The organism is Nostoc sp. DSM 114159 (genome assembly GCF_053470285.1).
This window is the reverse complement of record NZ_JBPFEH010000001.1, coordinates 1,838,218-1,863,463: the sequence shown is the minus strand read 5'-3', so window position 1 is coordinate 1,863,463 and position 25,246 is coordinate 1,838,218. Positions and strand designations below refer to the sequence as shown.

Annotated in this window: 24 protein-coding genes and 2 pseudogenes; 11 read left to right on the top strand and 15 right to left on the bottom strand. The window is 41.4% G+C overall.

The genetic code is table 11. The annotated features are described in order from the left end of the window. Nucleotides 1-140 precede the first annotated feature (140 nt). From ACR5KR_RS07475 to ACR5KR_RS07465, 3 genes are all read left to right on the top strand, one after another. A complete protein-coding gene (locus ACR5KR_RS07475; RefSeq protein WP_445627099.1) occupies nucleotides 141-293 on the top strand; it encodes a hypothetical protein in 153 nt (50 codons plus the stop codon). A gap of 365 nt (nucleotides 294-658) precedes the next feature. Then, nucleotides 659-1,315 (top strand): sigma-70 family RNA polymerase sigma factor, encoded by a 657-nt coding sequence (locus ACR5KR_RS07470; protein ID WP_094352725.1) that lies wholly within the window; start codon nucleotides 659-661, stop codon nucleotides 1,313-1,315. A 166-nt stretch (nucleotides 1,316-1,481) separates the two neighbouring features. After that, nucleotides 1,482-2,096 carry an anti-sigma factor family protein gene (locus ACR5KR_RS07465; RefSeq protein WP_445627100.1) on the top strand — a complete coding sequence of 205 codons (615 nt, stop codon included), beginning with the start codon at nucleotides 1,482-1,484 and terminating at the stop codon, nucleotides 2,094-2,096. 13 nt (nucleotides 2,097-2,109) lie between these two features. On the opposite strand, the gene ACR5KR_RS07460 is transcribed toward ACR5KR_RS07465, so the two are convergent. Next, entirely contained in the window at nucleotides 2,110-2,565 is a 456-nt protein-coding gene (locus tag ACR5KR_RS07460; protein ID WP_445627101.1) for a gamma-glutamylcyclotransferase family protein, read from the bottom strand. 116 nt (nucleotides 2,566-2,681) lie between these two features. Continuing rightward, a complete protein-coding gene (locus tag ACR5KR_RS07455) occupies nucleotides 2,682-2,873 on the bottom strand; it encodes a hypothetical protein (RefSeq protein WP_334854157.1) in 192 nt (63 codons plus the stop codon). 128 nt (nucleotides 2,874-3,001) lie between these two features. On the opposite strand from ACR5KR_RS07455, the gene ACR5KR_RS07450 reads away from it, so the two are divergent. From ACR5KR_RS07450 to ACR5KR_RS07430, 5 genes are all read left to right on the top strand, one after another. Then, nucleotides 3,002-3,379 carry a hypothetical protein gene (locus tag ACR5KR_RS07450; protein WP_445627102.1) on the top strand — a complete coding sequence of 126 codons (378 nt, stop codon included), beginning with the start codon at nucleotides 3,002-3,004 and terminating at the stop codon, nucleotides 3,377-3,379. A gap of 249 nt (nucleotides 3,380-3,628) precedes the next feature. Continuing rightward, on the top strand, nucleotides 3,629-6,304 hold the full coding sequence (leuS, locus tag ACR5KR_RS07445; protein ID WP_448266019.1) for a leucine--tRNA ligase: 2,676 nt from the start codon (nucleotides 3,629-3,631) through the stop codon (nucleotides 6,302-6,304). A 202-nt stretch (nucleotides 6,305-6,506) separates the two neighbouring features. Continuing rightward, complete coding sequence (locus ACR5KR_RS07440; protein ID WP_448266018.1) at nucleotides 6,507-6,839, top strand: DUF433 domain-containing protein; 333 nt, start codon at nucleotides 6,507-6,509, stop codon at nucleotides 6,837-6,839. Between the two features lie 148 nt (nucleotides 6,840-6,987). Next, nucleotides 6,988-7,308, top strand: a complete 321-nt coding sequence (locus tag ACR5KR_RS07435; protein WP_448266017.1) for a DUF5615 family PIN-like protein — start codon at nucleotides 6,988-6,990, stop codon at nucleotides 7,306-7,308. Nucleotides 7,309-8,520: 1,212 nt separating this feature from the next. Next, the gene (locus ACR5KR_RS07430; RefSeq protein WP_448266016.1) at nucleotides 8,521-9,675 is read left to right on the top strand and encodes a pyridoxal-phosphate-dependent aminotransferase family protein; all 1,155 of its coding nucleotides are present in this window, start codon (nucleotides 8,521-8,523) and stop codon (nucleotides 9,673-9,675) included. A 311-nt stretch (nucleotides 9,676-9,986) separates the two neighbouring features. Here the strand turns inward: ACR5KR_RS07430 and ACR5KR_RS07425 are convergent, their stop codons facing one another. The 6 genes from ACR5KR_RS07425 to petM all read right to left on the bottom strand — a co-directional run bounded on the left by ACR5KR_RS07425 (nucleotide 9,987) and on the right by petM (nucleotide 14,890). Then, nucleotides 9,987-10,214, bottom strand: a complete 228-nt coding sequence (locus tag ACR5KR_RS07425; protein WP_012410503.1) for a DUF2949 domain-containing protein — start codon at nucleotides 10,212-10,214, stop codon at nucleotides 9,987-9,989. A 510-nt stretch (nucleotides 10,215-10,724) separates the two neighbouring features. Beyond that, a complete protein-coding gene (locus ACR5KR_RS07420) occupies nucleotides 10,725-11,231 on the bottom strand; it encodes a DUF192 domain-containing protein (RefSeq protein ID WP_445627107.1) in 507 nt (168 codons plus the stop codon). A 152-nt stretch (nucleotides 11,232-11,383) separates the two neighbouring features. Further along, a complete protein-coding gene (nblR, locus tag ACR5KR_RS07415; RefSeq protein WP_099103317.1) occupies nucleotides 11,384-12,070 on the bottom strand; it encodes a response regulator transcription factor NblR in 687 nt (228 codons plus the stop codon). Between the two features lie 377 nt (nucleotides 12,071-12,447). Continuing rightward, nucleotides 12,448-13,365 carry an NAD(+) kinase gene (locus ACR5KR_RS07410; RefSeq protein ID WP_448266015.1) on the bottom strand — a complete coding sequence of 306 codons (918 nt, stop codon included), beginning with the start codon at nucleotides 13,363-13,365 and terminating at the stop codon, nucleotides 12,448-12,450. Between the two features lie 129 nt (nucleotides 13,366-13,494). Next, nucleotides 13,495-14,493 carry an SDR family oxidoreductase gene (locus ACR5KR_RS07405; protein ID WP_448266014.1) on the bottom strand — a complete coding sequence of 333 codons (999 nt, stop codon included), beginning with the start codon at nucleotides 14,491-14,493 and terminating at the stop codon, nucleotides 13,495-13,497. 292 nt (nucleotides 14,494-14,785) lie between these two features. Beyond that, entirely contained in the window at nucleotides 14,786-14,890 is a 105-nt protein-coding gene (petM, locus tag ACR5KR_RS07400; protein WP_094344256.1) for a cytochrome b6-f complex subunit PetM, read from the bottom strand. 207 nt (nucleotides 14,891-15,097) lie between these two features. Here petM and pdxA point away from each other — a divergent pair, with 207 nt between their 5' ends. Beyond that, on the top strand, nucleotides 15,098-16,192 hold the full coding sequence (gene pdxA, locus ACR5KR_RS07395; RefSeq protein ID WP_448266012.1) for a 4-hydroxythreonine-4-phosphate dehydrogenase PdxA: 1,095 nt from the start codon (nucleotides 15,098-15,100) through the stop codon (nucleotides 16,190-16,192). A 126-nt stretch (nucleotides 16,193-16,318) separates the two neighbouring features. Here pdxA and ACR5KR_RS07390 read toward each other — a convergent pair whose 3' ends face one another. Beyond that, the gene (locus tag ACR5KR_RS07390) at nucleotides 16,319-17,026 is read right to left on the bottom strand and encodes a response regulator transcription factor (protein ID WP_445627110.1); all 708 of its coding nucleotides are present in this window, start codon (nucleotides 17,024-17,026) and stop codon (nucleotides 16,319-16,321) included. A 1-nt stretch (nucleotide 17,027) separates the two neighbouring features. Between ACR5KR_RS07390 and ACR5KR_RS07385 the strand changes: the two genes are divergently transcribed. Together ACR5KR_RS07385 and ACR5KR_RS07380 are read left to right on the top strand one after the other, a co-directional pair. Next, nucleotides 17,028-17,204 (top strand): hypothetical protein, encoded by a 177-nt coding sequence (locus ACR5KR_RS07385; protein ID WP_448266011.1) that lies wholly within the window; start codon nucleotides 17,028-17,030, stop codon nucleotides 17,202-17,204. Between the two features lie 1,271 nt (nucleotides 17,205-18,475). Next, a pseudogene (locus ACR5KR_RS07380) lies at nucleotides 18,476-18,924 on the top strand (rhodanese-like domain-containing protein); the annotation flags it as partial. A gap of 563 nt (nucleotides 18,925-19,487) precedes the next feature. Here the strand turns inward: ACR5KR_RS07380 and ACR5KR_RS07375 are convergent. The 6 genes and pseudogenes from ACR5KR_RS07375 to trpB all read right to left on the bottom strand — a co-directional run bounded on the left by ACR5KR_RS07375 (nucleotide 19,488) and on the right by trpB (nucleotide 25,238). Next, a pseudogene (locus ACR5KR_RS07375) lies at nucleotides 19,488-20,119 on the bottom strand (ribonuclease H-like domain-containing protein). A gap of 89 nt (nucleotides 20,120-20,208) precedes the next feature. Next, the gene (locus tag ACR5KR_RS07370) at nucleotides 20,209-20,757 is read right to left on the bottom strand and encodes a CAP domain-containing protein (RefSeq protein ID WP_292783269.1); all 549 of its coding nucleotides are present in this window, start codon (nucleotides 20,755-20,757) and stop codon (nucleotides 20,209-20,211) included. A 650-nt stretch (nucleotides 20,758-21,407) separates the two neighbouring features. Next, nucleotides 21,408-21,938: a CAP domain-containing protein gene (locus ACR5KR_RS07365; RefSeq protein ID WP_448266010.1), complete on the bottom strand. Its 531-nt coding sequence runs from the start codon at nucleotides 21,936-21,938 to the stop codon at nucleotides 21,408-21,410. A gap of 435 nt (nucleotides 21,939-22,373) precedes the next feature. Beyond that, nucleotides 22,374-22,655 carry a hypothetical protein gene (locus tag ACR5KR_RS07360; protein WP_445627113.1) on the bottom strand — a complete coding sequence of 94 codons (282 nt, stop codon included), beginning with the start codon at nucleotides 22,653-22,655 and terminating at the stop codon, nucleotides 22,374-22,376. A 158-nt stretch (nucleotides 22,656-22,813) separates the two neighbouring features. Next, nucleotides 22,814-23,971 carry a class I SAM-dependent methyltransferase gene (locus ACR5KR_RS07355; protein WP_448266009.1) on the bottom strand — a complete coding sequence of 386 codons (1,158 nt, stop codon included), beginning with the start codon at nucleotides 23,969-23,971 and terminating at the stop codon, nucleotides 22,814-22,816. Between the two features lie 31 nt (nucleotides 23,972-24,002). After that, nucleotides 24,003-25,238 (bottom strand): tryptophan synthase subunit beta, encoded by a 1,236-nt coding sequence (gene trpB / locus ACR5KR_RS07350; RefSeq protein WP_448266008.1) that lies wholly within the window; start codon nucleotides 25,236-25,238, stop codon nucleotides 24,003-24,005. Between the last annotated feature and the right edge of the window lie 8 nt (nucleotides 25,239-25,246).

The following is a 25,246-nucleotide window of genomic DNA, read 5'->3' as shown; positions in this document are numbered from 1 at the left end:
AATTGTCCCAGTGGCAAAATTCCAAGTGAGCAACCTCATTCCTCAAAAGTTTTGAGGGTCGTAAGCCTCTTTTCGGACTTTTTGGTGGAACTCTTGAAATGTAGCAATCAATCATTAATGGTGTAGGTGGATGAAAAATCATGTTTGAAAAACTATTGCTAGCGGTAACAATTACATTTTCTCTGAATTTATTTTTTCAAGTTCGCGTACCAGAGCCACATAGCTCTAGTACTGCTTTCGGTTCACAACCAGAACAATCAGCTACTATTCTGGTAACGAAATCAAAAAATTAAATCACCATCTTAGCAACCACAGCAACCTAACTTCCAGAAATTATTACCCGAATTTTAAAGGTATGAAGAAGTTAGAATTACAAAATTTTATCTTCATTTTTATAGCTAAATTTAATTATCTCGATCAAGCGTATATACCCAGTTGCTAAAAGTACTAAAATGTGTATCACACGCGCCTTTGTTCGTCAGATCGCTCTTAGGTAACTATGGGAGCAGTATAAGGAAAAGTGGCTCTGCTTATTGCTATAAATATATCCAAAATTGTCTGCTTCAGTGTTCCAGTCATAAATCCGTCACCTAAGCATGGAACTTCTGTACCATTAGCAGGTCTAATGGATAGGGATGATTTAGAGCCAGTACGATCTATGAGTCAATCGATTACTGTATCCTGGTCAACGGTTGATGCAAAGTATCCAGAAGCATCAGTGCAAGTTGACAAACTCCCTAACCACGATTTAATTTTGCGCTGTCAAGCCGGACTGCGACCAGATCGTGCTGCTTTTGCGGAACTATTACGCCGCTATCAAAGTCAAGTCGATCGAGTTCTATACCATTTAGCTCCAGATTGGCCTGACAGAGCCGATTTGGCTCAAGAAGTTTGGATTCGAGTGTATCGGAACATTAACCGATTACAAGAGCCTGCTAAATTTCGGGGCTGGTTAAGCCGTATTGCCACCAACTTGTTTTACGACGAGTTACGGAAACGCAAACGGGTGATGAGTCCTTTGTCACTGGATGCTCCCCGTTCTTTAGAGGACGGCGAGATGGATTGGGAAATCGCTGGCGATACCCCAGGCCCTGAGGAAGAACTAACAACGAGAGAATTTTACGAGCAATTGCGGGAAGCGATCGCGGATTTACCAGAAGTCTTCCGTACTACCATTGTCCTCAGAGAAATCGAAGGCATGGCTTATGAAGAAATTGCCGAAATCACTGGAGTTTCTCTAGGAACTGTGAAATCAAGAATAGCCAGAGCTAGATCGAGGCTGCAAGCCCACTTGCAGAATTATCTAGACTCCTAATTTTCTTAATTTACAGTATCTTGCCTCTGCCCAATGGCAGAATTTAAGCATAGATTAAAAATTACTAGAAAGACGTAGATTGTTTCTGCCTTCAGGGGGAAAATTGGCTAATTTTCCCAAAATTCCCGCCAAGTTTACCCGTGTATGAATTGGTAATAATGTTAAGATGACTACTGATTCTCAGTTTTACGACCGTTCTCCTTTGCAACTTCCTCAAGATTTGTCAGATGGGATGGCCAAGCATACCAATGAATCAACGGGTCTTATGGATATGGTGAAGCGCGATCGCTTCGAGTTATTGAGTGCTTACCTCGATGGTGAAGTCACAGCCACCGAACGCAGGCAAGTAGAAGAATGGCTGGCAAATGATGCCTCAGTTCAATGTTTGTATGCCCGACTGTTAAAACTGCGCCAAGGTTTGCGGACGCTCCCAGTGCCAGCAGCCCAACAGTCGCCAGAAGAAACAGTTCAGCAAGTATTGACACGTTTGCGCCGCCGCTCCCGTTTAAACTGGATAGCGGCAGGTGGAGCTGTTGCTGCTTGTGCGATCGGTGCAATATCTGGCTTAGTAGGTGGTGGTTCGATGGTGCCGCAACTGGCGCAACGACCACAAAGAGAACCGATACAAACGTCCTCAGCGTCTATAGTTCCCCCTTCCCCGCTGATGGTGGGACTAAATAACCCGGTAATTGAAATTCCGAAAGCAGCAGTAGCCTCTCCAGAAAATTCAATTTATCAGGTTCAGCCGCAACGACACGACCCCAAACAGGACATAAACTAATCGCATTAACAGTTTACAGTTCAAAACTGTACTCTAGGGTTAAACCACAGCCGCTCCACCAGCCGTCAGGTTGGAGGAAGCCTCCTAATTGCTCAACTCGTTCTAGAGTCATTAAATAAACCCAAGCCCAACTATAAGAGAGCGACTGTGGCTCATAAACCTCGATAATTTGTCGATTATAGAGGTTTTCTGGTGTTTGTCTATTGGGCTGGTAATCTTCCAGCACATCTAGCTCATTTAAAATTTTTGGGTTGGAAAAAGAAAGTAAATATCCATACACTTGGCTATTCCCTAGCGTCATCGCTGGGTAGCCCATTGGCAGAGCAAATAATTTGCCTTGTACAAACGCTGTTTTGACATCAACTACTTTGTCAGCACAGTATCTTGTATAGTTAGCTTCACCTGGTTTGAGCGTGCCGTAGACAAAAACCCGCACCAAATCAGTAAATTTTAGATTTGATTCAACCATCGCCTATTTTAACCATCTAACTTGACAGCAATAAAAACCTATGATGTTGAATACCTCTAGATATCAGTTCTAGAGGTATTTTTGTTTACTCAGATTAATAGTTAAACAATTAAGTACTACTCTTGCCCTTTATTCCTATCTAACTTCTCTTGAATAGCTTCTCTACAAAATTCAGGAGGGTTATCTTGTTGCTGCACTTCCTCTTTCATTGTCTTAGTCATGCGTATATTCATTTTCTCGGTCAGTGGCTCCTCTCTGTCAGTAGTGAATTTTTTTAAATTTTCTGGATTTCCTTTAGGATTAGCCATTGTTGAGAGATGTAAATATAGCTTGATCTACGTGGAAGCGAGTAAATATGATTTTAAATCGGTGGTGCTTTCATCCTTGGAAATGGTTCACCACCGATACCACTTTTACAAATGGGTAACTCTATTTTATGTTCACACGTGCAGAACTCGAAATCAAAACCACTGCTGAGTTGAGAGACTTATGTAGGCGTTACGGATTAAAGCCTACTGGGAATGGAGGCTACAAGACTAGTTGGATTGTCACATTAATCGCATTTGCACAGATAGCACTCGTTCAACTAAGGCAGGGTAGAGGGTTGAAGTCACCAGGTTTCAGTGTTATTCAATTCCTTGAAGGGGTGGTAGATGAGATGAATTCACCCACAGATGAGCAAGCAGCACTGATTAAGCTGACGATGGAAGGCAAAGCTATGAGCTATCCTGACAGATACGACCAAGAAAATTTGCTTAATTTGCACAAAGCTAAGATGCACCTTGAAATGGCGATCGGATTGCTAACCCAGTAAATCAGTTTAGAACCAAATACATCTAGTCCCCAGCATCCTAAGCTTAGGGACTTTTTTATGCACTATATACCTAAACTTGTTGAACTTTAGGGATATAAGATAGATAGAAATAGGGGGTAGAAAGAAATAGTAAATTGATTTTGTAAATTAAATTAGAAAATTACTAGACAGATAATTCCCTCAATATAGTGGTTCAAATGTACTAGTAAACAAATGCTAGAAAATTAGTAGAAATAAAGTGTAACAGGCATGAAACCATTGGAAATACGTGATTCTGTAGATTCCCGATATAACCCAGCAGCAATTGAGGAAAAATGGCAAAAAACATGGGTAGAACTTGGCTTAGATAAGACACCGACAGTTAGCAACAAGCCAAAATTCTATGCTCTTTCCATGTTCCCTTATCCATCGGGCAGCCTACACATGGGTCACGTCCGTAATTATACGATTACCGATGTGATTGCCCGCCTCAAGCGAATGCAAGGGTATCGGGTAATACACCCAATGGGTTGGGATGCCTTTGGCTTGCCAGCAGAAAATGCCGCCATTGACCGTGGCGTACCGCCAGCAAAATGGACTTATCAGAATATGGCTCAGATGCGGCAACAATTGCAGCGTCTTGGTTTATCTATTGACTGGGAATGCGAACTCGCTACCTGTTCGCCAGATTATTACAAGTGGACGCAATGGATTTTCTTGCAGTTTTTGCAAGCAGGGTTAGCTTATCAAAAAGAAGCAGCTGTAAACTGGGACCCGATCGATCAAACTGTACTAGCAAATGAGCAAGTTGATAACGAAGGACGTTCTTGGCGCAGTGGGGCAATAGTTGAGCGCAAATTATTACGCCAGTGGTTTTTCAAGATTACCGACTACGCCGAAGAATTACTCAATGACTTGCATCAATTGACAGGTTGGCCGGAACGCGTCAAGTCTATGCAGGCAAACTGGATTGGCAAATCTACAGGCGCTTACTTAGAATTTCCCATTATTGGGATAGATGAAAAAATCGGAGTGTACACCACACGCCCAGATACAGTTTATGGTGTTAGCTATCTAGTGTTAGCACCAGAACATCCTTTAACAAAGCGCGTTACTACAAAAGAACAACAAGCAGCGGTAGAAGCTTTTATTAAAGAGGTTTCCCATCAAAGTGAGTTGGAACGTACTGCTGAAGACAAACCTAAGCGGGGTATACCCACAGGTGGTAAGGCAATTAACCCATTTTCAGGGGAAGAAGTGCCGATTTGGATTGCTGACTATGTACTGTATGAGTATGGTACTGGAGCAGTGATGGGTGTACCAGCACACGATGTCCGGGATTTTAAGTTTGCCCGGACTTATGATTTGCCGATTGATTTTGTAATTGCTGCGCCAGAAGATGTAGCAGATTTTGATTTAACGCCGACCTCAGATATAGAAGAAGAAATTGCTGAATATGTGGAGGGTTACACATCACCAGGAATTTTTATTATTCAATATAACCAAGCATATACCGAAGCCGGAGTTTTAATTAATTCTGGTCAGTTTACTGGAATGAATTCTGTAGATGCGAAGGCAGCTATAGTTAAATATGCCGAAGAACAAGGTTTTGGCAAAGAACGCATCCAATACCGCTTGCGTGATTGGTTGATTTCTCGGCAACGCTATTGGGGCGCACCCATCCCAGTGATTCACTGCCCAAACTGTGGGATAGTACCAGTGCCCGATAAAGATTTGCCAGTACAGTTACCGGAAGAGGTGGAATTTACTGGACGTGGTGGTTCACCTTTGACTCAGTTAGAGAGCTGGGTAAATGTACCTTGTCCAACTTGCGGCACTCCAGCAAAGCGGGAAACCGACACGATGGATACTTTTATTGATTCCTCGTGGTACTTCTTGCGCTTCCCTGACGCTAAAAATGAACAACAGGTTTTTGATTCCAGTAAAATCAATGACTGGATGCCAGTCGATCAGTATGTAGGTGGGATTGAACACGCAATTTTACATTTGTTGTATTCGCGGTTCTTTACTAAGGTTCTGCGGGACAGAGGCTTGTTAAACTTTGATGAACCCTTCCAACGCCTCTTAACTCAAGGTATGGTGCAGGGTTTAACTTACCTAAATCCGAATAAGGGTGGTAAAGATAAATGGATTCCTTCTAATCTGGTAAATTCAGCTGACCCGCGCGACCCCCAAACAGGTGAACCGTTGCAACGTCTCTATGCCACCATGTCTAAATCAAAGGGTAACGGTGTAGCGCCAGAAGATGTAATTTCCAAATATGGTGTAGATACAGCGCGGATGTTCATTTTGTTCAAAGCACCGCCAGAAAAAGATTTGGAATGGGATGAAGCCGATGTGGAAGGACAATTCCGCTTTTTAAATCGGGTTTGGCGTTTGGTGACAGATTATATTGCTGCTGGGGTATCCCATAAAAAAGCCCAATCTGATTTAACTAAGCCAGAAAAGGAATTGCGGCGGGCGATTCACACGGCGATTCAAGCGGTGACAGAAGACGTGGAAGACGAATATCAATTCAACACCGCTATTTCAGAATTGATGAAGTTGAGTAATGCCTTAACTGATGCTGACGGCAAAAATTCACCAATTTACGCAGAAGGGATTCGTACTTTGGTGGTTTTACTAGCACCATTTGCACCACATATTGCTGATGAATTGTGGCATTTATTGGGTGAAAGTGATTCAGTTCATACTCAAACTTGGCCATCATTTGACCCAGCGGCTTTAGTCGCTGATGAAATCACTTTAGTTATTCAAGTTATGGGTAAAACTCGCGGCGCAATTCAAGTACCAGCACAAGCAGATAAAGCAGCGTTGGAGAAATATGCTCGTGAATCAGAAATTGCCCAGCGTTACATCGAAGGTAAAGAGGTTAAAAAGGTAATTGTGGTGCCTGGAAAGTTGGTGAATTTTGTAATTAGCTAAGTACAGTTTTGCATAAAATCGTGGCAAATTGAGAGTTGAAATTTAAACGCAGATGCGCTTCTCTACGAGACGCTACGCGTAGCTTGCTTCCCGAAGGGTACGCCTTACCGTAGGGAATTCGCTACGAATTAATGAAATCTTGTACTTAGCAATTGATAAAATTGTGAATTTAGCCTGACAAAACATCAGAGGATTTACATCCGTGACACTCAAAGAGTTAGAACAACAACTTCTTGCCCTCAGTCCTGGGGAAAAATTGCAGGCTATACAGTTACTTGCTCAAAGTCTCGGCAACAATTGGCAAGGAATTGAAAAAACTCCTAGAGTTTGTGGTGGAGAGGCTCGCATCGCTAAAACTCGTATTCCCGTTTGGGTACTTGTGGAAGCTCGCGGTCTTGGATATAGTGATGCTGACCTTTTGACGAGCTATCCAACTATTACAGCTACAGATTTAGCTAATGCTTGGGTATATGCAGAAGCTCATCCCGATGAAATCGAATTGGCAATTGAGCGTGAGCGTAATGAGGTAGCCTAATCGATGGCACGGTTTTACGCAGATGAGCAGTTTCCCTTTCCAGTTGTGGAATTAGGGACTTCCAACTAAAAAAATATCCGATCTTGGTGTAGGTAGGGGGGCAGGGAGCAGGGGGCAGGGGGAGAAAGAAAAATACGATCTGAGTAAATTGGATAATTTATTTTCTGGAAGTCCCTTATTACGCGATTTGGGGCATGATGTTTTGACAGTTCAAGAAGCAGAAAATGCAGACCAAGGTATACCTGATGAGGAAGTGCTAGCATTTGCCATAAGTCAAGAACGCTCAATATTAACTATCAACAGAGTTGATTTTATCCGTTTGCATCGTCGTGATTCTAACCACTTCGGTATTTTTGTTTGCACGAATAATCGTAATTGGGAACAATTTGCAGCACGGATAGATGAGGCTGTGGCAAAAGAAGAACCTTTGCAAGGAAAACTAATTCGTGTGGTACGTCCAGTAACTTAAAAAGGTTTTGATGGTACGCACAAATCTAGAGTCATCAGGTATATGTTGCAACAATTTTTATAACAGTAGTTTCCTTGTCTGGTATATGTGTATTTAAAGACATTTTTAATTATTGTCCAGAGAGTTAAACTGTTTTATTTATACACAAAAAAACGCTTGAGAGTTTTGCTCACTCAAGCGCTTTTTCGTAAAAGCTTATACCAACTCACTCGTTTGATGCAACATTTGAAATCTGCAACACTCCCTGAGGAGGGAGTATTACTGGGATAACTTGTGACAAACATGTGGTGAAATGGTATCACTCCTTGCACTAACTAAGAATATCTCTTTTGTAAGAATACCGGGGATCTAGAGAGTGACACTTTATGAACTGAACACTAGTTAAAAACGACTCACCGTGAATAGTAACTAAGGAGACTAAGCACCATTGTAGCAATTTTGTAAGTATAGTATAAAAACTTATAGTTTATTACTACCCGCCGCCGACATTGTTTACTACTAAGTGCAGTATCAAAAAATGCAGCAATTAGTAGCATAGATATCTCAACTTCTGCGTCAAATTAGTCGCTATCAAATAACCTAGAAAAGGCTTGGATATTGGTATCAAAGCGATTTTGACTCAAATAAATCATAAACGAAGGTATTGTTTAGAGAATGGCAACCCAAGAACAAATCTTTGACCCAAATAGATTGAAAAGTTTGAGTTGGGTATCTTTTATCTCTTAGCAAACGGTAACATCCAAGTCTTCTGTATAGTGTAGGGAGTTACTTCTTTCATGGAAGCAAAACACAACTTTTTCAGCGACAATTACCGCGATGTTCAAAAAGATTTCGCGTTTTTCTATAAAAACAACTGAGGTGGATTATGGGTAGATTTTAAGAATTTATCGTACCTATGCCTCATCTAGATAGATGTTTCATCCTTGGCTAAAATAGCCGTTCGCCTACGAGCAGACACCTTAACCTGGCGTCTAGGTGTGTGGTAAGATTGCCTGGAACAAAGGTTTTATCTGAGTTGGAGTCTGGTATAAATTGCAAAGGTCAAGCTGACCGATCGTTAACTCCCACAATACTTTTCCTATAAATTTGGAAAATATACAACAATGCTGGTGATAATCTGAGTGGAATTTGTAGATGAATATCTAGGATTTGCTATCAGACTTAACCAACTTCCCACAATTTTGACTTTTATTTGACTTTTAGGATAGAAACATGAACGATAAGCTGATGCTGATGATTCCAGGCCCTACACCAGTGCCAGAAGCTGCCTTACTGGCATTAGCCAAGCATCCGATTGGGCATCGTACTAGTGAATTTAGCAACATATTGGCAGAGGTGACAGAAAACCTCAAGTGGCTGCACCAAACTCAAAGTGATGTGCTGATGCTGAATGTCAGTGGTACGGGTGCTGTCGAAGCGGGAATAATTAATTTTCTCTCTCCAGGCGATCGCATTTTAGTTGGCTCTAATGGTAAATTTGGCGAACGCTGGGTAGAAATTGGTCAAGCCTATGGTTTGAATGTAGAAGAGGTTAAGGTGGAATGGGGAAAACCCTTAGACCCCGCAGTATTCGCCGAAAAACTCCAAGCAGATACCCAAAAGCAAATCAAAGCTGTAATTATTACCCACAGCGAAACCTCAACCGGTGTGTTGAATGACCTAGAAACCATCAACCGCCACGTTAAAGAACACGGTGAAGCTTTAATTATCGTTGATGCTGTCACGAGCTTGGGTGCATTCAATCTACCTGTGGATGCTTGGGGCTTGGATATCGTCGCCTCTGGTTCCCAAAAAGGTTATATGATTCCGCCGGGATTGGGTTTTGTCTCTGTCAGTCCCAAGGCTTGGGAAGCTTACAAAACTGCGAAGCTACCGAAATATTATTTGGATTTAGGCAAATATCGCAAAGCTACAGCCAAAAATACAACTCCATTTACTCCGCCTGTGAACTTGATTGTAGCGTTACACACCACGTTGCGAATCATGAAAGAAGAAGGCTTAGAATCAATATTTGCTCGACATGAACGGCTGAAGAATGCTACCCGCGCCGCCATTAAAGGGTTGAATTTGCCCTTGCTTGCAGCAGATAGTTCCGCTAGTCCGGCGATTACGGCTGTAGCACCACAAGGAATTGAACCGGATAAGATTCGGTCATTGATGAAAAAACGCTTTGATATTGCCCTCGCTGGTGGTCAAGACCATTTGAGCAATAAAATTTTCCGTATTGGTCACTTGGGTTTTGTGAGCGATCGCGATATCCTTAGCTGTATAGCATCCTTAGAAGTTACCCTCACAGAACTTGGCTACGAAGATTTCACCCCTGGTTCTGGTATAGCAGCAGCAGTTAAAGTGTTTAGTCAATCCTGAGTAATAAATCAAAAGAGCGAGTTAAATTATCAACTCGCTCTTTTAATTTGTATATAGAGTAGAAACCTTTGCATCAGGTAGAGTTGATGTGACATACCTCAATTCTTTTAAATGACACCAAGTTGCCCTAGATAGTATTATTTGCTTTGAAGAAAGTCGGACTGTATCTTTGACACCAAACAAGACTAACTTTGGCAACTTAGTATCATCCAAAATTGGTATAAATAGTATTGTTTGAGATTCTGCTAATAGGCATTTGGTAGAAACTTTTAAGCCAAAGTCTAAAATTTCCAATCTAAAATTGGTATAACCTACGCCGTCTCCAGCCAATCGTAAATTTGTTCTAATTGCTCTAAAGTAATCAAACCATATTGCCAAAGAATCATTGCCAAAGGGCCTGGGTCTTGCTCCCGATGCCGAAGCGCCACTGCTAGTGATGCTGTAGAAATTGCTAAATCTTCTTGCAAAAAATGAATCAGTCGGGAATATTTTGATGGTGACATTTGTATCTCACCTCCTTGTGCAGAATGTATTGTCATATATCAGTTCACCATTACTCGGTAGACAGTAGCCAGTATTTTATCTGTCACTGTGCCGTTTTCGGCTATACACCCCAGCACAGTTTTTGTTAATCTGCCTTCAACAGAGGCTTCTTATAGATGGTCTGAGAAATAAAAATTCTCATACAAATCTTTTGCTAGCTTATTAAGCAGTATTTTTACTTAATTAAATTGGCTTCATCTTATTTACCTTTGTGTTTTATTTAATTACACAAGTAGTAATAAAGATTCCATAGCCTATACTCTCTTATTGGCGACTATTTACACTTACGCCCAAGGGAATATTTTTGAGACTAAACCTGAAAACTGCGATTTCAGGTTTGAGACAGTAGAATTTTACATTATTACCACAGTTTTTAAATAGTAGCGTTACAAGTGCTGTTTGACCACATACAGTGACATTTTTTACAAAAAAAACATATATTTCCACCGTATAGGCTCTCAACCGAGTAATTACCCAAGTTTTTATCCAGGCAAAACACCAGGGTTTCAAAACTCAATTTTGAGAATATCGCCCACTTTCAACTTCAATTCGGCAGCTCTTCCAGAACGAAGTTCAATCACTTTATCAATTGGTGTATTGGGACCATAGGTAGGACAAGGCTCACTCGCACAAGGAGGTGCAGCAACCTGAATATATTTAACAACACCTTTATGTAGAAATACCATGTCTAGGGGTACCGGTACATTCTTCATCCAGAAACTGACTGGTTGTGCTGAAGGGAATCCAAACAGCATTCCCCGGTCATCTGGTAAAGCTGGTCGATACATCAATCCCATCGCTTGCTGTTTTGGCGTCTGCGCTACCTCTAATTGAATCGTTGTACCATTAGGCACAATAGCTTTAGCAGAAATTGGTAGTTTTTGACCTAAACTTTCTGGTGCTGGAGTTTTAGAACCAGAGGTGGGGCTAGGAGATTTAGCAGTTGTTGGCACAGAACAACCCATCAGAAAAATACTCAGCATTATCGAGAGCAAACTTAGCCGACGAGTCATATAGCTTTTCAATTTTGTTATTTAGACTTCAATTTTACAGTGTTGTAGGCAGAAAAACCCTTTAGGTGGGAGGTAGCAACACCCAAAGGAAGCATTCCCAATGTGAAACTGGGAACGAGGTAAGGAAATAAGCAAACTCCCGCTACAGTATACTAGGATTCTCTTAAAACGTACCCTACGCCTCGCACTGTTTGAATCAGGCGCTTTTGACCTTCATCTTCGATTTTTAACCGTAAGTAACGGATGTACACTTCAATTACATTTGACTCACCGAGAAAGTCGTAACCCCAAACATTTTCTAGAATTTGTTCGCGGGTTAACACTTCACGGGGATGTTCCATTAAGAATTTTAATAGTTCAAATTCCTTCATTGTCAAGTCAATTGGTCGCCCGTTGTGTATGGCACGGCGAGTTGCTATGTCTAAAATTAAATCCCCAAAGCGTAATTGCTCCGTGGTATCTACATCAGGTTTTAAGTAGAGGCGAATCAACTTCAAAAAGTCTTCTGAGCGGTAAGGTTTGAGGATGTAATCATCCGCTCCAGCTTCTAGACAAGCTACACGATCGTCAACTGTATCCCTTGCCATTAAAATCAATACAGGCGATCGCATACCAGTGCTTCTCATATTTTTGCACAATGAGAGTCCTGATTCTCCTGCTAACATCCGGTCTAAAACAATTAAAGCAGGTTGGCGATCGCGACAGTGTTGTAAACCACTCGTTGCATCATGAGCCAAAATCGATTCATAACCGGCTTCTTGCAAATCGCAAGAAAGCTGATTTGCAAGGCTTTCATCGGTTTCAATCACCAAAACACAAGGACTTTGAGCAACTGTCATAACAATTTGGGATATTGGATTTGGGATTGTAAAGATATTCCAAAGAAAATCTTTACATCAGTTATAAAGTGCAATTACGAGCTTTTAGTGATGTAGCAATTCTAATTTGACGCGCTGCTAAGGATGTTTTAGCACGTTCAGGTGTCAGCTATCGAATTCTCGGATGCAATCTTAATAACTAACTCCAAATTCCATCTCCATACCAGTAATTCTGGAAGGAAATCAGTAAGTTAGGGAGTAGGGAGTAGAGAGTGGGAAGATGAGGGAGAAATCAATTCAAATTCAAAAACTTCTGCCTCCTGCTTCACTTCGACTACGCTCAGTGACCTTCTGCCTGGTTGTTGAGCGTAGTCGAAACACGGCCTCTTGCCCAATGCTTACGGCAATTCTACCGAAGTTGGTTTAGCGATATGTGGTAAACCCCAACCTAATTTTTCTCTCAAAATTCGGAAAAACTCAGGCGGTTGCAGGCGAATAAATCGGGCACTATATTGCGATCGCTCCATATATACTCGATCTTCTGGGAAGATATAGCACCCTCCATTACCATCTACTACCATTACCAGCCGAGGAATATTGACTGGGTAGATATTGACCGATTCAGTATCTGGAAATACCAATGCTCTAGAAGCTAGGGAATGGGGACAAATGGGTACTAGCTGTAAAACAGGTACGCCAGGAGTCACCACTGGACCACCAGCACTCAATGAGTAAGCTGTAGAACCAGTAGGCGTGGAAACAATCACACCATCTGCGGCAATATCTACTGGCGCATGATGCCCTATGGCAATTTCAAAATGGCACATAGAGGTCAAAGGTTCGCGGTGTAGCACCATTTCATTCAGGCATAGAGCTTCCCATAGCACTGAATCATCCCGAAACACTTTGACATTGAGCATTGCTCGTTCTTCAATTTCATACTCACCTGCCATTACCTGTTCTAGCGCTTGGGGCAATTGATTCAGGAAAGTTTCCGTCAAAAATCCCATGTGGCCGGTATTCACTGTTAACAGTGGAATACCACAAGGGGCTACTTGACGAGACGCTGCCAGAACAGTGCCGTCTCCCCCTAATACCACTGCAAACTCCATATCTGAATCAAAACCAGGGGGTGTCAGACCGTCAATGGGGGTGTGGCACACAGGACTCTCCGGGTTAGGGTAGCCCAATATACCACCGATACTCGATGTGATACATACATTCCAACCGGCTGCGGTTAGCTTGTCTTTCAACTCGATAGCGACACGGCCCGCTATCGGTTTAACGTCATTGTAGATAATGCCTGCTTTCGGCACACTCAAATATCCAAGTTTAGGCGATGCTCTGTATTATGTAATCGTTACACATTTTTGGTCATGTAGTCATTAATCTAGGTCAAATATCCAGAGTCTAGAGTTTTACGACTAATGTCTGTTTTGTAATGACTATTGACTGTTGGCTTTTGAAGATTGCTTAAAAGGAGTTTTTTTAGGTTTCTGTTTTTTATTTTTATTTTTCTGGTAGTCTACCTCTTTGAGTTTTTTCATTATTCGGCTGAAGTACTCTTGGAGATAACTTTCTAGGGTTGTGGTTTGTTGCGGATCTAAACCAAATACTGTGTATACTTGATCCATTGAAGCATTTAACTGTTTACCACTAGCCAATACTTCTGTAAACGCCAGCCTATCTGCTACGTTCCATCCCCACTGAAAGAACCGCATTATGCCCCGCACTGTACGCAGTAAGTTTATTGGCATCCGCGTTACTCTAGCATCTTTTCCAGATAAGCGTTCGCACAGGTTGATAATTTCTTCTGCACTCCATGCACGAGTGCCGACTACAGGAAAAGCTTGGTTTTCCGTTTCTGGTACACTCAATGCCCGGATTGCAAACTTAGCAATATCTTGAGTGTCCATATAAGCAATGGGAGAAGAATTACCTGTCACCCAAACTGGCTGTCCTTCCAAAATGGGAATCCCATACTGGCCGATTAACCCTTGCATAAATCCAGCTAGTCGCAAGATGGTAAAATTCAAGCCTGACTCAGCCAAGAATAGTTCTGTACACCGCTTAATTTCCATCAGCGGCACTTCTGGGTATTTATCAGCATCTAAAATCGAAAAGAAAATAAAACGCTCGACACCAGCTGCTTTTGCTGCTTGAATCAATGCTACTTTGCCTTCCCAGTCCACTTGTTTGATACTCAGTGAATCTGTAGGGCGAGAGGTTGAGGCATCAATAACTTGGGTTACACCAACTAAAGCTTCTGCTAGTGTATCGGGGTAACGTAAATTTCCAGGGACGAGTTCTGCTCCCCATTCTTTCAGAAAAGCTGCTTTTTTACTGCTGCGGACAAGACAGCGTACTTTATATCCCTCATCGATAGCACGACGAGCCACTTGTCTTCCTAAGGTGCCAGTGGCACCGACGATTAATAAAGTCATGAGGGTTGTAATAAATTTTAATGTTTTATGAAAAGAATGTTATCAGAATAACCTATGCAAACAAAAGTTTACATCTTTTCTCAGAAAATCAATTTATTTGGATGGACTTATGAGAAAATAGCTGTCCGATTAACGAACAAGCTTTTTTCTCATTTCGGTAAAAAAGAGAGTAGGGAGTAGGGAATGGGGAGAATAATAACTCTTGTACAGACGCGATGAATCGCGTCTCCACTACTCCTAACTCAGCACTCAGCACGGGCTAAACGCCCCGCTATCCATGTACAGCACTCAATTATTCTTCTGTGCCTTGAATTTTCAGTAACAAAGCGCCTAAGCCCCAGCCTACGAAGATTAAACCGAAAGACAGTAGAGCTGCATTCAAAATTTCGCCGCCCATTAGCGTGATTCTCCTTATGTGCAAATTGGTGTGTAAACTAGGTCTACCAAAAGCTTTTCAACAGTTGCTAGGATTAGACCTGTGTAAACAATTTTAAACTAGTTTAGCAGCTAATCCCTACTGGTTTGGGGGGTAATCCCCATTCTTGGTAGAAGGGAAGATGGGTAAATTGGAAAATTTTGATGATAATAATTATGAAGAATTTTTATGTATCAAAATAATCAAGGTGGTTTAATAAATTTTGTAAAAAAGAATCGTCCGCGTTTGGCGCTGACGCTGGGAGATCCGGCGGGAATTGGGCCGGAGGTGATTTTGAAAGCTTTAGCCGATCCAGAAATTCGTCAAAAATATGACGTTACAGTAGTGGGTAACGGGGATTTGCTGGCACAGATTTATTACAAACTGAATTTAACTGAGAATTTAGTAGCTTTGGCAAATCCAGATGATTTGTCAGTCAGCGATGTGCAGTTGGATGGAAAAATTAAAGACCGAATTATTTCAGGAATAGGTAATGCAGCCAGTGGTGCGGCTAGTTTTGCGTATATGGAATATGCGATCGCTCAAACACTGGCTGGTAAATTCGATGGTATTGTCACAGGGCCGATCGCTAAATCTGCTTGGAAGGCCGCAGGCTATAATTATCCAGGGCAAACAGAACTTTTGGCAGAAAAATCAGGTGTTGACCGTTTTGGGATGTTATTTGTGGCGCGATCGCCTCATACTAATTGGACACTCCGCGCAATACTAGCAACCACACATATTCCCCTACGTCAAGTAGCCGATGTGTTGACACCGCATTTGTTGACACAAAAACTGGATTTGTTAGTGGAGTGTTTAGAGAAAGATTTTGGTATATATAGAGGAAGAATTGCGATCGCCGGTTTAAATCCCCACAGTGGCGAACAGGGACAACTTGGAAACGAAGAACAAGATTGGTTAATTCCCTGGTTAGAGCAAGAGCGGCAAAACCGACCACAATTGCAGTTAGATGGGCCGATACCGCCAGATACGATGTGGGTTAAACCTGGTCAAGCTTGGTATGGAAATTCTTTAGTACAAAATCCAGCTGATGGCTACTTGGCACTTTACCACGACCAAGGCTTAATTCCTGTAAAGCTAATGGCGTTTGATCGGGCAGTTAATACTTCTATAGGTCTTCCTTTCGTTCGCACTTCACCCGATCATGGCACAGCGTTCGATATTGCAGGTAAAGGAATCGCTGATGCTACGAGTATAAAAGCAGCAATACATTTAGCCGCTGAGTTAGTTAGTCAAAGATTGGCTAAGAAAAATAATGAATAATCTTTAAGTGCAGCTTTGCTTAAAATCTTCAAGACACGACCAAATTAGTTCTGAATATGGTTCAAAGCATTTCTTTTTTCTTTTAGTGTTGTTTGCACTTCTGTAGTAGCCATAAAAACTAGTATTCTAGTCGGGCGCTTCAAACTTATAACCATAGCCTCGCACAGTTTTGATAAACTCCGGTATGCTGGGGTCGACTTCCATCTTTTTGCGAAGTTGACCAATATGCACATCAACTACCCGACCATCTCCTACGTAGTCGCAACCCCAGATTTTTTGGATTAGCTGTGGGCGACTCCAAGCCTGATTAGGATGACTTGCCAAAAAATGCAAGATATTAAATTCTAGTGCTGTTAAGGGAAGAGTTTTATCGTTAAGTGTTACCTCGCGAGCCTCTGGATTAATTACTAGCTGCTTGAAAACGATACGTTGTGTTGAGGAAGGATTGATGTAGCGTATCCGCCTCAAAAGAGCTTCTACTCTAACTTCAACTTCTGCAAGACTAAATGGTTTAGTCATGAAATCATCAGCACCTGCGCTTAAGATTTTAATTTTATCAGCCTCGTCAGTCCTACTAGTCAGTATTAGCACTAAAACATTAGTACGACTCTGCATTTCTTGGCAAAGGCTATAACCAGTAACATCCGGCAAATTCCAATCCAGAATTACTAAAGCTGGGTTGAATTGCTCAAACAACGATAAAGCAGTCCTACCATCTGCTGCCGACTCTATTTGATATTTCCGACTTAAAAAACGATAGACAAGATTTCGGACGCCGAAGTCGTCATCAACGATCAGAATTTTGGGAGTAGTAGTAGCAGTAACCATAACCATAATGCTATCTATTGTAGATTGGGCGATTTGCTGTTGTTCCAGCTTTACTTTACGTGTTTCTGTTGAGTACCACCGCTACTGTAGTACTTGTGTACATTTAATTTTCCATGAAGCCGATCGCAACCTCAGCCACGATAGGGCCAATAAAACTTATAATTATGGCATTATTTTTGCATAATTTTAAATTTGTATTGTATAATGTTAAAATTTTACGTTTGAAATAAGTGTAATTAAAAACCATCTCCGTAACCGCAAATAGTCAAAAGACACATCCAGAAGCGACGGTAATTGCTACAAATTTACAAGAGTAAGGCACTCCCTGGTTAATTAGGTCTCTACAAAGGCTGAGAAACTAACTTATCAGCCAATCTAGATTCTCAACTCCTACTTACTCGACTGTACTAGAACCAACAGGTATGTTCTCTTGAAGAAGGTCTACGAAAATCTACCCTGGTGCATTTACATATAGCTGCCCTCTTAAGCATATACTATACTACAAGTTTCAGTCTGAAGTATGACAAAAAGACTGAAAGCATCGCCAGAAGGTATATAGGGCGTCAAAACCAGCTTTAACAGACAAAAGCAATAACAACAAGAATTGCTCTATAGGAATCCGCTTTGATTCGGAGAAATTATTTGCGTGGTGCGCGTTCGCAAAGCGTCTCGCAAAGAAGCGCAGCGCAAGCGCGATAGGGAGGGAATAGGGAATAGGGAATAGGGAACAGGAAATAGGAAAGAAGGAATAAATGTGTACTGAGTTTTATTTCACGCAATCAAATACGAGTTCTATAGCAATATTATGATGTCAATAACTTGCTGGGAGCTTGTTTCAATAGTACTGCTGACAGCATAATTAAGAAGTAAAACACCTTTTGTATTTGGGTAAATATCTAAGCATAAATAAATTTCAAGTTTGTAGTAAGGACTTTAGTCCCGATCGTCCTTGCTCTGAGCGATAAATTGCTCACTACAAACTAGAAGTTTATTTGATATTTAATTATGTCTACCTACTTAACAGATTTAACTTATGTACCTCACAAACTTCTAATCTGCTGTATATAACTCTACAAGTTTGGCAGAAAATGAGGAGACATTATTAGCGATCGCTGTTATTAAAAAGGTATTATTTACTATTTTATTGCTAACTATTTTTTATTTAAAACTAATATTTTATCGATTGATGAGGAATTCAGTAAAATCTAAAATATCTAAATAACTAAAATATCAAAAAAATATAAACTTAAAATATATTGGATTAGATTTAAAGAAAATATTGTCTCTTCATACTCTCAAAGTGCATTATTTACAATTGATTAATTGGTTGATTTTCTGGAAAATACTCGTCTATCTGAGGAGAGAGTTTGAAAATATTCATACCAGAGAAAGATCAATTGAATATCTTCAGTTCGCTAAATTACTATTAACATCGTCAGCAAGGAAAGAAAAATTATGGTTAATAACTTAGTCGGCGGCATCATTCCTCCACAACCACCAATAGAAGCACAAACTGATGCTCATACCCTAAAGAGTCGTCTGGAATGGGGTGAACCAGCTTTTACAATCCTGGATGTGCGCGATATCGCGCAACCTTCAACGAAGGTCACATTATGGGAGCAATGCCAATGCCAGCAGATGAGTTGGTAGAGCGTGCAGTAGCTTCTTTAGATAAGAGCCGTGACATTTACCTTTACGGTGATAATGAACAAGACACTGCCCAAGCCGCACAACAACTGCGTTCTAATGGATTTGAGCATGTCTCCCAACTTAAAGGTGGTCTTGGCGCATGGAAGGCGATCGGCGGCCCAACAGAAGGTATTGTTGAATCAAAAACTCCCGCAGGTGCAGATGACTACAATGTTGTAGATCGGCTAAAAAACCACCAAGAAAATCTGCAAAAGGGCGGTACTAGCTTCACCGAATCCATTAAACAGGGAGCAAGTAACCTCAAAGAAGGAGCAAGTAACCTTAAGGAAGGTATTCAAGAGCAAGCAAGTAACCTCAAGGAAAGCGCTCAAGAGCAAGCAAGTAACCTCAAAGAAGGCGCTCAAGAGCAAGCAAGTAACCTCAAAGAAGGCATTCAAGAGCAAGCAAGTAACCTCAAAGAAGGCGCTAGTGAATCTACTTCTAGAGACACCAATGATTCCAATGTTGGCTCTTAGATAAAAAATACAGCAGAATTCAGAATTCGGGAGCAAAGCCAAAGACGCTCCACCGAGGCGTCAGAATCCAAAAGTAAAAGAGGCTTTATATATACCTGGATTTGAGACGAACTTTTGTGTATTTCACTTTCCTTGAAATCTGCTGTAATTTAGCACGAAGGTTTGTAGTAAGCACTTTAGTGGTTGGGAAATAACAACTTTAGTACTTACTACGAACCCGTTTATCTATCAATTTCAACTTGACATATAACTAGTAGGAATTGACGAGCAATAAAAATTTATTGTCACTATTCCTTATTCGATTAATGTTCAAATAGATCCTTGAATTGCAATAAATCTAAAGAAACTATAGTTGGTAGAAACTCAAAACATTCTTGAGCAATTTGCCAACGTTCTTCTCGTTTCAGCATTTGTATTAACTTCTGCTGCACGCTAAGTAAATAGCGTACATCGTTGGCAGCATAACTTAGTTGAGCTTCAGATAAGCTAACGGCGTTACCCCAATCAGAACTTTGAGAGCTTTTATCTAATTCCACTTGTTCTAACTCTTGTACCACGTCTTTGAGTCCGTGGCGATTTGTGTAAGTACGGGCTAATTTACTGGCAATTTTGGTGCAAAAAATTGGCCGTACCTGAATACCCAGATTGGCTCGCAAAGTGGCCAAGTCAAATCTAGCAAAGTGAAACACTTTCACGACATTGGCTGCTTCCAAGAGTTTTTTTAAGTTGGGGGCGTCAGCTTGCCCTTTGGCTATGCGGATTGCAGTTACTTTCCCTTCAAGATTGCACAGCTGGACGAGACACAAGCGATCGCGCAGCGGCAATAATCCCATCGTTTCTGTATCAACTGCGATCGCTGTAGATTCTAAATACTGGCTAAGGGTTGCGTCACTGAGGTCGCGATATCGCTCACCTGAAAATCTGGTAATGTCATCAATTGTTCAAAAATAATAGCAGTGTCTAGCAGAAAAAAGTCTTGTCAGACACTACATTATTATTGTGCAAAAAAATCAGAAATTAAATCTACCTGGTGCGAAAAAACATCTGTGTCAGGTAGACTTCGCCTTGATTATTAGTAGCAACGCCAATTCCAGTCAGGTTGTAATTTCCTTTAAGATTCTTTAGGTGTCCGGGACTTTTGATCCAACCGGTAACAGCTTCCTCTACGGGGTTGCTATATCCTCGGTTAAAAGCAACATTTTCTGCTGCACTGTTGTAGCGAATCGGGATAGCTTTGACTCGCCCTTCAAATCCCTGATGGCTAAATGGGGTTTTACCTTTAGCCATATTTTGACTATGAATTCTTGCCTGTCGAGTTAAATTTGCATTTAAAGTCAACTTTGGCAGCCCTTTAGAAACCCGATATCGATTAATTTGGTCAAATACTGATTTTTCTAGCTCAGTAGTTTTAAAAGTAGGAGTCGATATTGCAACCTGACTAGAAAAAAGCGACAACAGCTTATTACGGGTGGATGTATTCGTAGAAGTATGATTTGGTATCGGAGCAGTCGTTAATCCACTAGCAAGGACAAGCGCACTTAAAGCGATGCCAAAAGCAGTTTGTCGGAACATGGAGAATTGCGTATGTGTAGAGATATAAGACTTCTACTCTACCCTATTGTTCCAAGGATATATACCACAATACTATTAAGTAATGATGAATTTCGGCAATTTGGCTACATCCTTTACAAGTAACACAAACAATAATTTCCAATTGTCAGTACTTCAATAGGTCAGCTTCATGAAAATCATGGTTAATTTGGCTAATAATTTCAGATTTTCATGAATTATCTAGCAAAAGCTTTACTAACAGGTTAAAGTCTGGGGAATTTACGAAAAAACCTAAATACCAAATCTAACGCTATGTGCAATTTTTACTCAAACCTAATCTCTTTGCCTAACAATAAGGAATAGGTAGAATTCAAAGCCTCTCTCTTTTTGCAGGCTATCCATTAGTCACATCTTTCTTTACAATCTTGACACGCTTGTTTTGTAAGGCATCTTAAACACGCTCAGTGTGTGGCATACTTGACAAGTTAGCGCTTAATCTTCTCGCTAAAAGTAGGTTTTTATTGAGAATTAACGACGAACGAATCAGGGTTATAAAAAACGCGAGTGAATACTCTCGCAAATTTGGAAAAAGATCCGGGTAATGGATAGCTCTTTGCAGGAAAGAGGAATGGAAGTTAGATCAGAATATTAAGTTGCACATCGCGTCAAACTTATGAGCGAATGAACATTTGTGTGAAGTAGATTGCGCCCTGACTGTTTTTAGCAACACCAATCCCCGTCAGATTGTAATTACCTCTGATATTAGCAAGATGCCCTGGACTTTTGAGCCAGCCTTGAACAGCTATTGTGGCAGGATCGCCATATCCCTGGTTGTAAGCGACATTTTCAGCAGCCGATCTGTAAGAAACACCGGTTGCATTAAGACGTTCTGAAAATCCATTATGTCCAAAGGGAACAGTACCATTAGCCATGTTCTTACTGTGAAGCCTAACTTGATTATCCATAGCAGAATTACGAGTCAGCGCTGGTAGCCCTTGGGAAGCTCTGTAGTTATTGATTTGGTTAAAAATCGACTGTTCTAGAGCAGCAATGTCCGTACTAGATGCTGCAATTTGATTAGTATTATTTGATACGTTTAAAGGCACAGGCGTACAAGTTGGATTTGTTACAGAAGTAGCGATCGCTCCACTACTGAGAGCAATAGTGCCTAAAGCAACGCTGAAAACTATTTGTTTGATCATTTGTCGGCAGTAAAGTTTTAGACAATGTAACCAACGAATATCAATGTGACAACTTGCTTATAGGTCTAAATTGCTCTATTTGTGAGCTTTTTTGCTCAATAACTACTAGCAAACGTTTAAATGCACGATTTAACGCAAAATTAGTACTATTTGCTCAATAATTGACTTCTAGCATTAGTCTGATTATTTTTATCCCACATTCCATACTTAGGTTATTACATAGTGTAATTACTGAATTTATTCTGAATTTCTTAGTTCCAGATTATGCTTATTCATCTTTTAAATTCAGTTATCTTACTGCTTTTAAGTATATTCCACAAGCATTATTACGTATAAAAAGCAGTAAAAACCGATTGTAAAAGTGAAAAATACGGAATGTAGGATATAAATAGGCTGGATTTATTCAGCAAAACCTCTGCGTGATTTCAATTAGCTTTATTTCAAGGTTTCTACCTCTTCCTGTATCACACGCAACACCCGTGCAATATATTCTGCACGCCACTGTTCCCGTTCTTTAGCTACTTGGACATCCGGCTCGTAAGCTTCAATTTCACTAGTCGATAAAATACCTTTCACCTCTAGCAACCGTTCGATGGTGTCTAGTCGCTCATGCAGCACGGACACCTCACCAGTCAAGGCCATGACGATCGCTAACAATTTATCAGTTTGCGAATTTTCTAAGTAAACAGGTCGTTTACCCTTGGCTATTTTTGTCATCCTAATACCAATTCTCCAAAAATATGACTAGACATACAAAATGAGGAAAGCCAGATAAAATCTGACTTTCTCAATTACGAATCACGTTAGCATAGCAGGCCATAGCCCATTACGAACTTGTACTGAGCGTAGCCGAAGTATTACAAAATTTTCTTTGCTTACTTAGTTGCAGCAACCATAAACCAAGTGCCTTGGGTGGCTGAGTTACCATTTTTAACCAGGCCATTAGTTTCTTTTGCTTTCCATGCCCCATTCGGGATAAATTTCTCGAATGTCTTATCTGCTGTAAAACCAGCCTCAGTAACTAGTGGCACTAAATCTAAATCGCGTACAGCACTCCAGAAGGGTTCGTTGTTGTTAGCGGTTTCCCAATCATAAATAAACTGTGTATAAACATCCATGTGACGATAAAGGGGTGCTTCTAGATGAATCATCATGCCACCAGGAGCCAGTAGACGATAAGACTCTTGCATAACTTTACGCACAGATGACGGGGGGATTTCATGCAGCAAAATGTGAGAAACCACTAAATCAAATGATTCATCAGGGAAGTTAGTATGTTCGGCATTTTGCTGAGAGAAGTGTACCCGTTTTCCCAAGGCTTCGGCTCTTGCATGAGCATAACGCAGTATAGATGCGCCTATATCTATAGCATGGACTTCTGCATCTGGGAAACCATCGACATAAGGTAATGTGCTATTGCCAATAGAACATCCCATATCGAGGATTTTCCTCGGTCGAAAGTCGGGAAACTCTGCTAAAAGGTAGTTTTGGACTATAGATAGCCCCATATCATCGTTGAGCGGTCCCAACCAACCTAGTCCATAAACGTAAGCGCCGCGATCGTAGGTTGCACCGGCCGCGACATCATCAGCAGTGAATTCACCGTGATATCCTCCGGGCATACAGTGAATGTCTACAGCCTTTTGATAAGCAGGTATTTGAAAATTTAGGTCGAGGGTTAAAGTACCCAGTTCACCACCTTTATCTTTGGCACGCTCGATCAACTCTGGCAGTTGTCTGTCAACGTTGGCATTTACAGCATCCCATAACATTTCCTGGTTGATGCGCTTCAGGGCACTAGTCCAGCGATAGTAGGGTTCGTGCTGCATTACTTCCCGAATTTCATAACGATTCTGGGGAGGGCGCTGATGTTCTTGTTCAAACTTCGGCTTGGCTAATTTTTCATAAATTTCTTTATTACCAGGAGTGACATTCTTGAAAATGTGCATTTTCATAGTTTGCACAAAGTTTTGGCGTGCCAACTCGTCGTGAGTGGGCTGCGGTAACATTGGGTGTTGGAATTGTCGATTCATGATTGCTTCCTCCCAAAAATTTGAGCTATATTTACGCTGGATATAATAATTTGGCTACCGTTTGTACATCTTTGTCACCACGTCCAGAGCAGTTAATTACAATCCGAGGACTGCCGGTTAATTGAGGACAGAGGGTTTCGAGATAAGCGATCGCATGGGCTGTTTCCAATGCCGGGATAATCCCTTCCAATTTCGCTAATCGCTGGAATGCCTCCAAAGCCTCTGCATCCGTCACACTATAGTATTCAGCGCGACCAATATCTTTCAAATAACTATGTTCTGGGCCGACACCAGGATAATCTAACCCCGCACTAATTGAGTGTGCCTCAATGATTTGCCCATCTTCATCTTGCAGTAGGTAGCTCATTGCTCCGTGCAATACACCAACTCGTCCTTTTGTCAAGGTTGCTGCGTGTTTTTCGGTATTGACACCTTCGCCGGCTGCCTCAACCCCAATTAAGCGTATAGAAGATTCATTAATAAACTCATAAAATAGTCCCATCGCGTTGGAACCACCACCCACACAAGCCAAGAGAATATCAGGCAATCCACCCCACTTTTCGATTGCTTGGGCGCGAGTTTCTTCGCCGATTATTGCATGGAAATCACGTACCATCATCGGGTAAGGATGAGGCCCTGCTACCGAACCCAGGATGTAGTGAGTTGTTTCTACATTTGTCACCCAATCGCGGATTGCTTCCGAAGTAGCATCCTTCAAAGTTCCGGTTCCCGCCTCCACCGGACGCACTTCTGCCCCCATCAGCCGCATTCTAAACACATTTAATGCTTGGCGTTCCATGTCATGAACGCCCATGTAAATTATGCATTCCAGCCCAAAACGAGCGCAAACTGTAGCTGTAGCCACTCCATGTTGTCCAGCACCCGTTTCGGCAATAATCCGTTGCTTACCCATACGTTTCGCCAACAATACTTGACCAACAGCATTATTGATTTTGTGAGCGCCAGTATGATTTAAATCTTCACGTTTCAAGTAAATTTGTGGCCCGCTGCGATCTGGCCTAGCATAATGAGCAGTCAAGCGTTCAGCAAAATACAATGGTGTCGCACGTCCTACATAGTCTCGTAACAACTGCTGTAGTTCTGCTTGAAAACCAGGGTCATTGCGGTATTGCTGATAAGCTGTTTCTAGTTCAGCTAGGGCAGGCATGAGCGTTTCAGGTACATACTTACCGCCAAACTGTCCGAAGCGGCCTAACGTATCTGGAACCTGAGCAGTTGAACTTGGAGATAGGGGAGTGGTAGTCACAGGCTGTT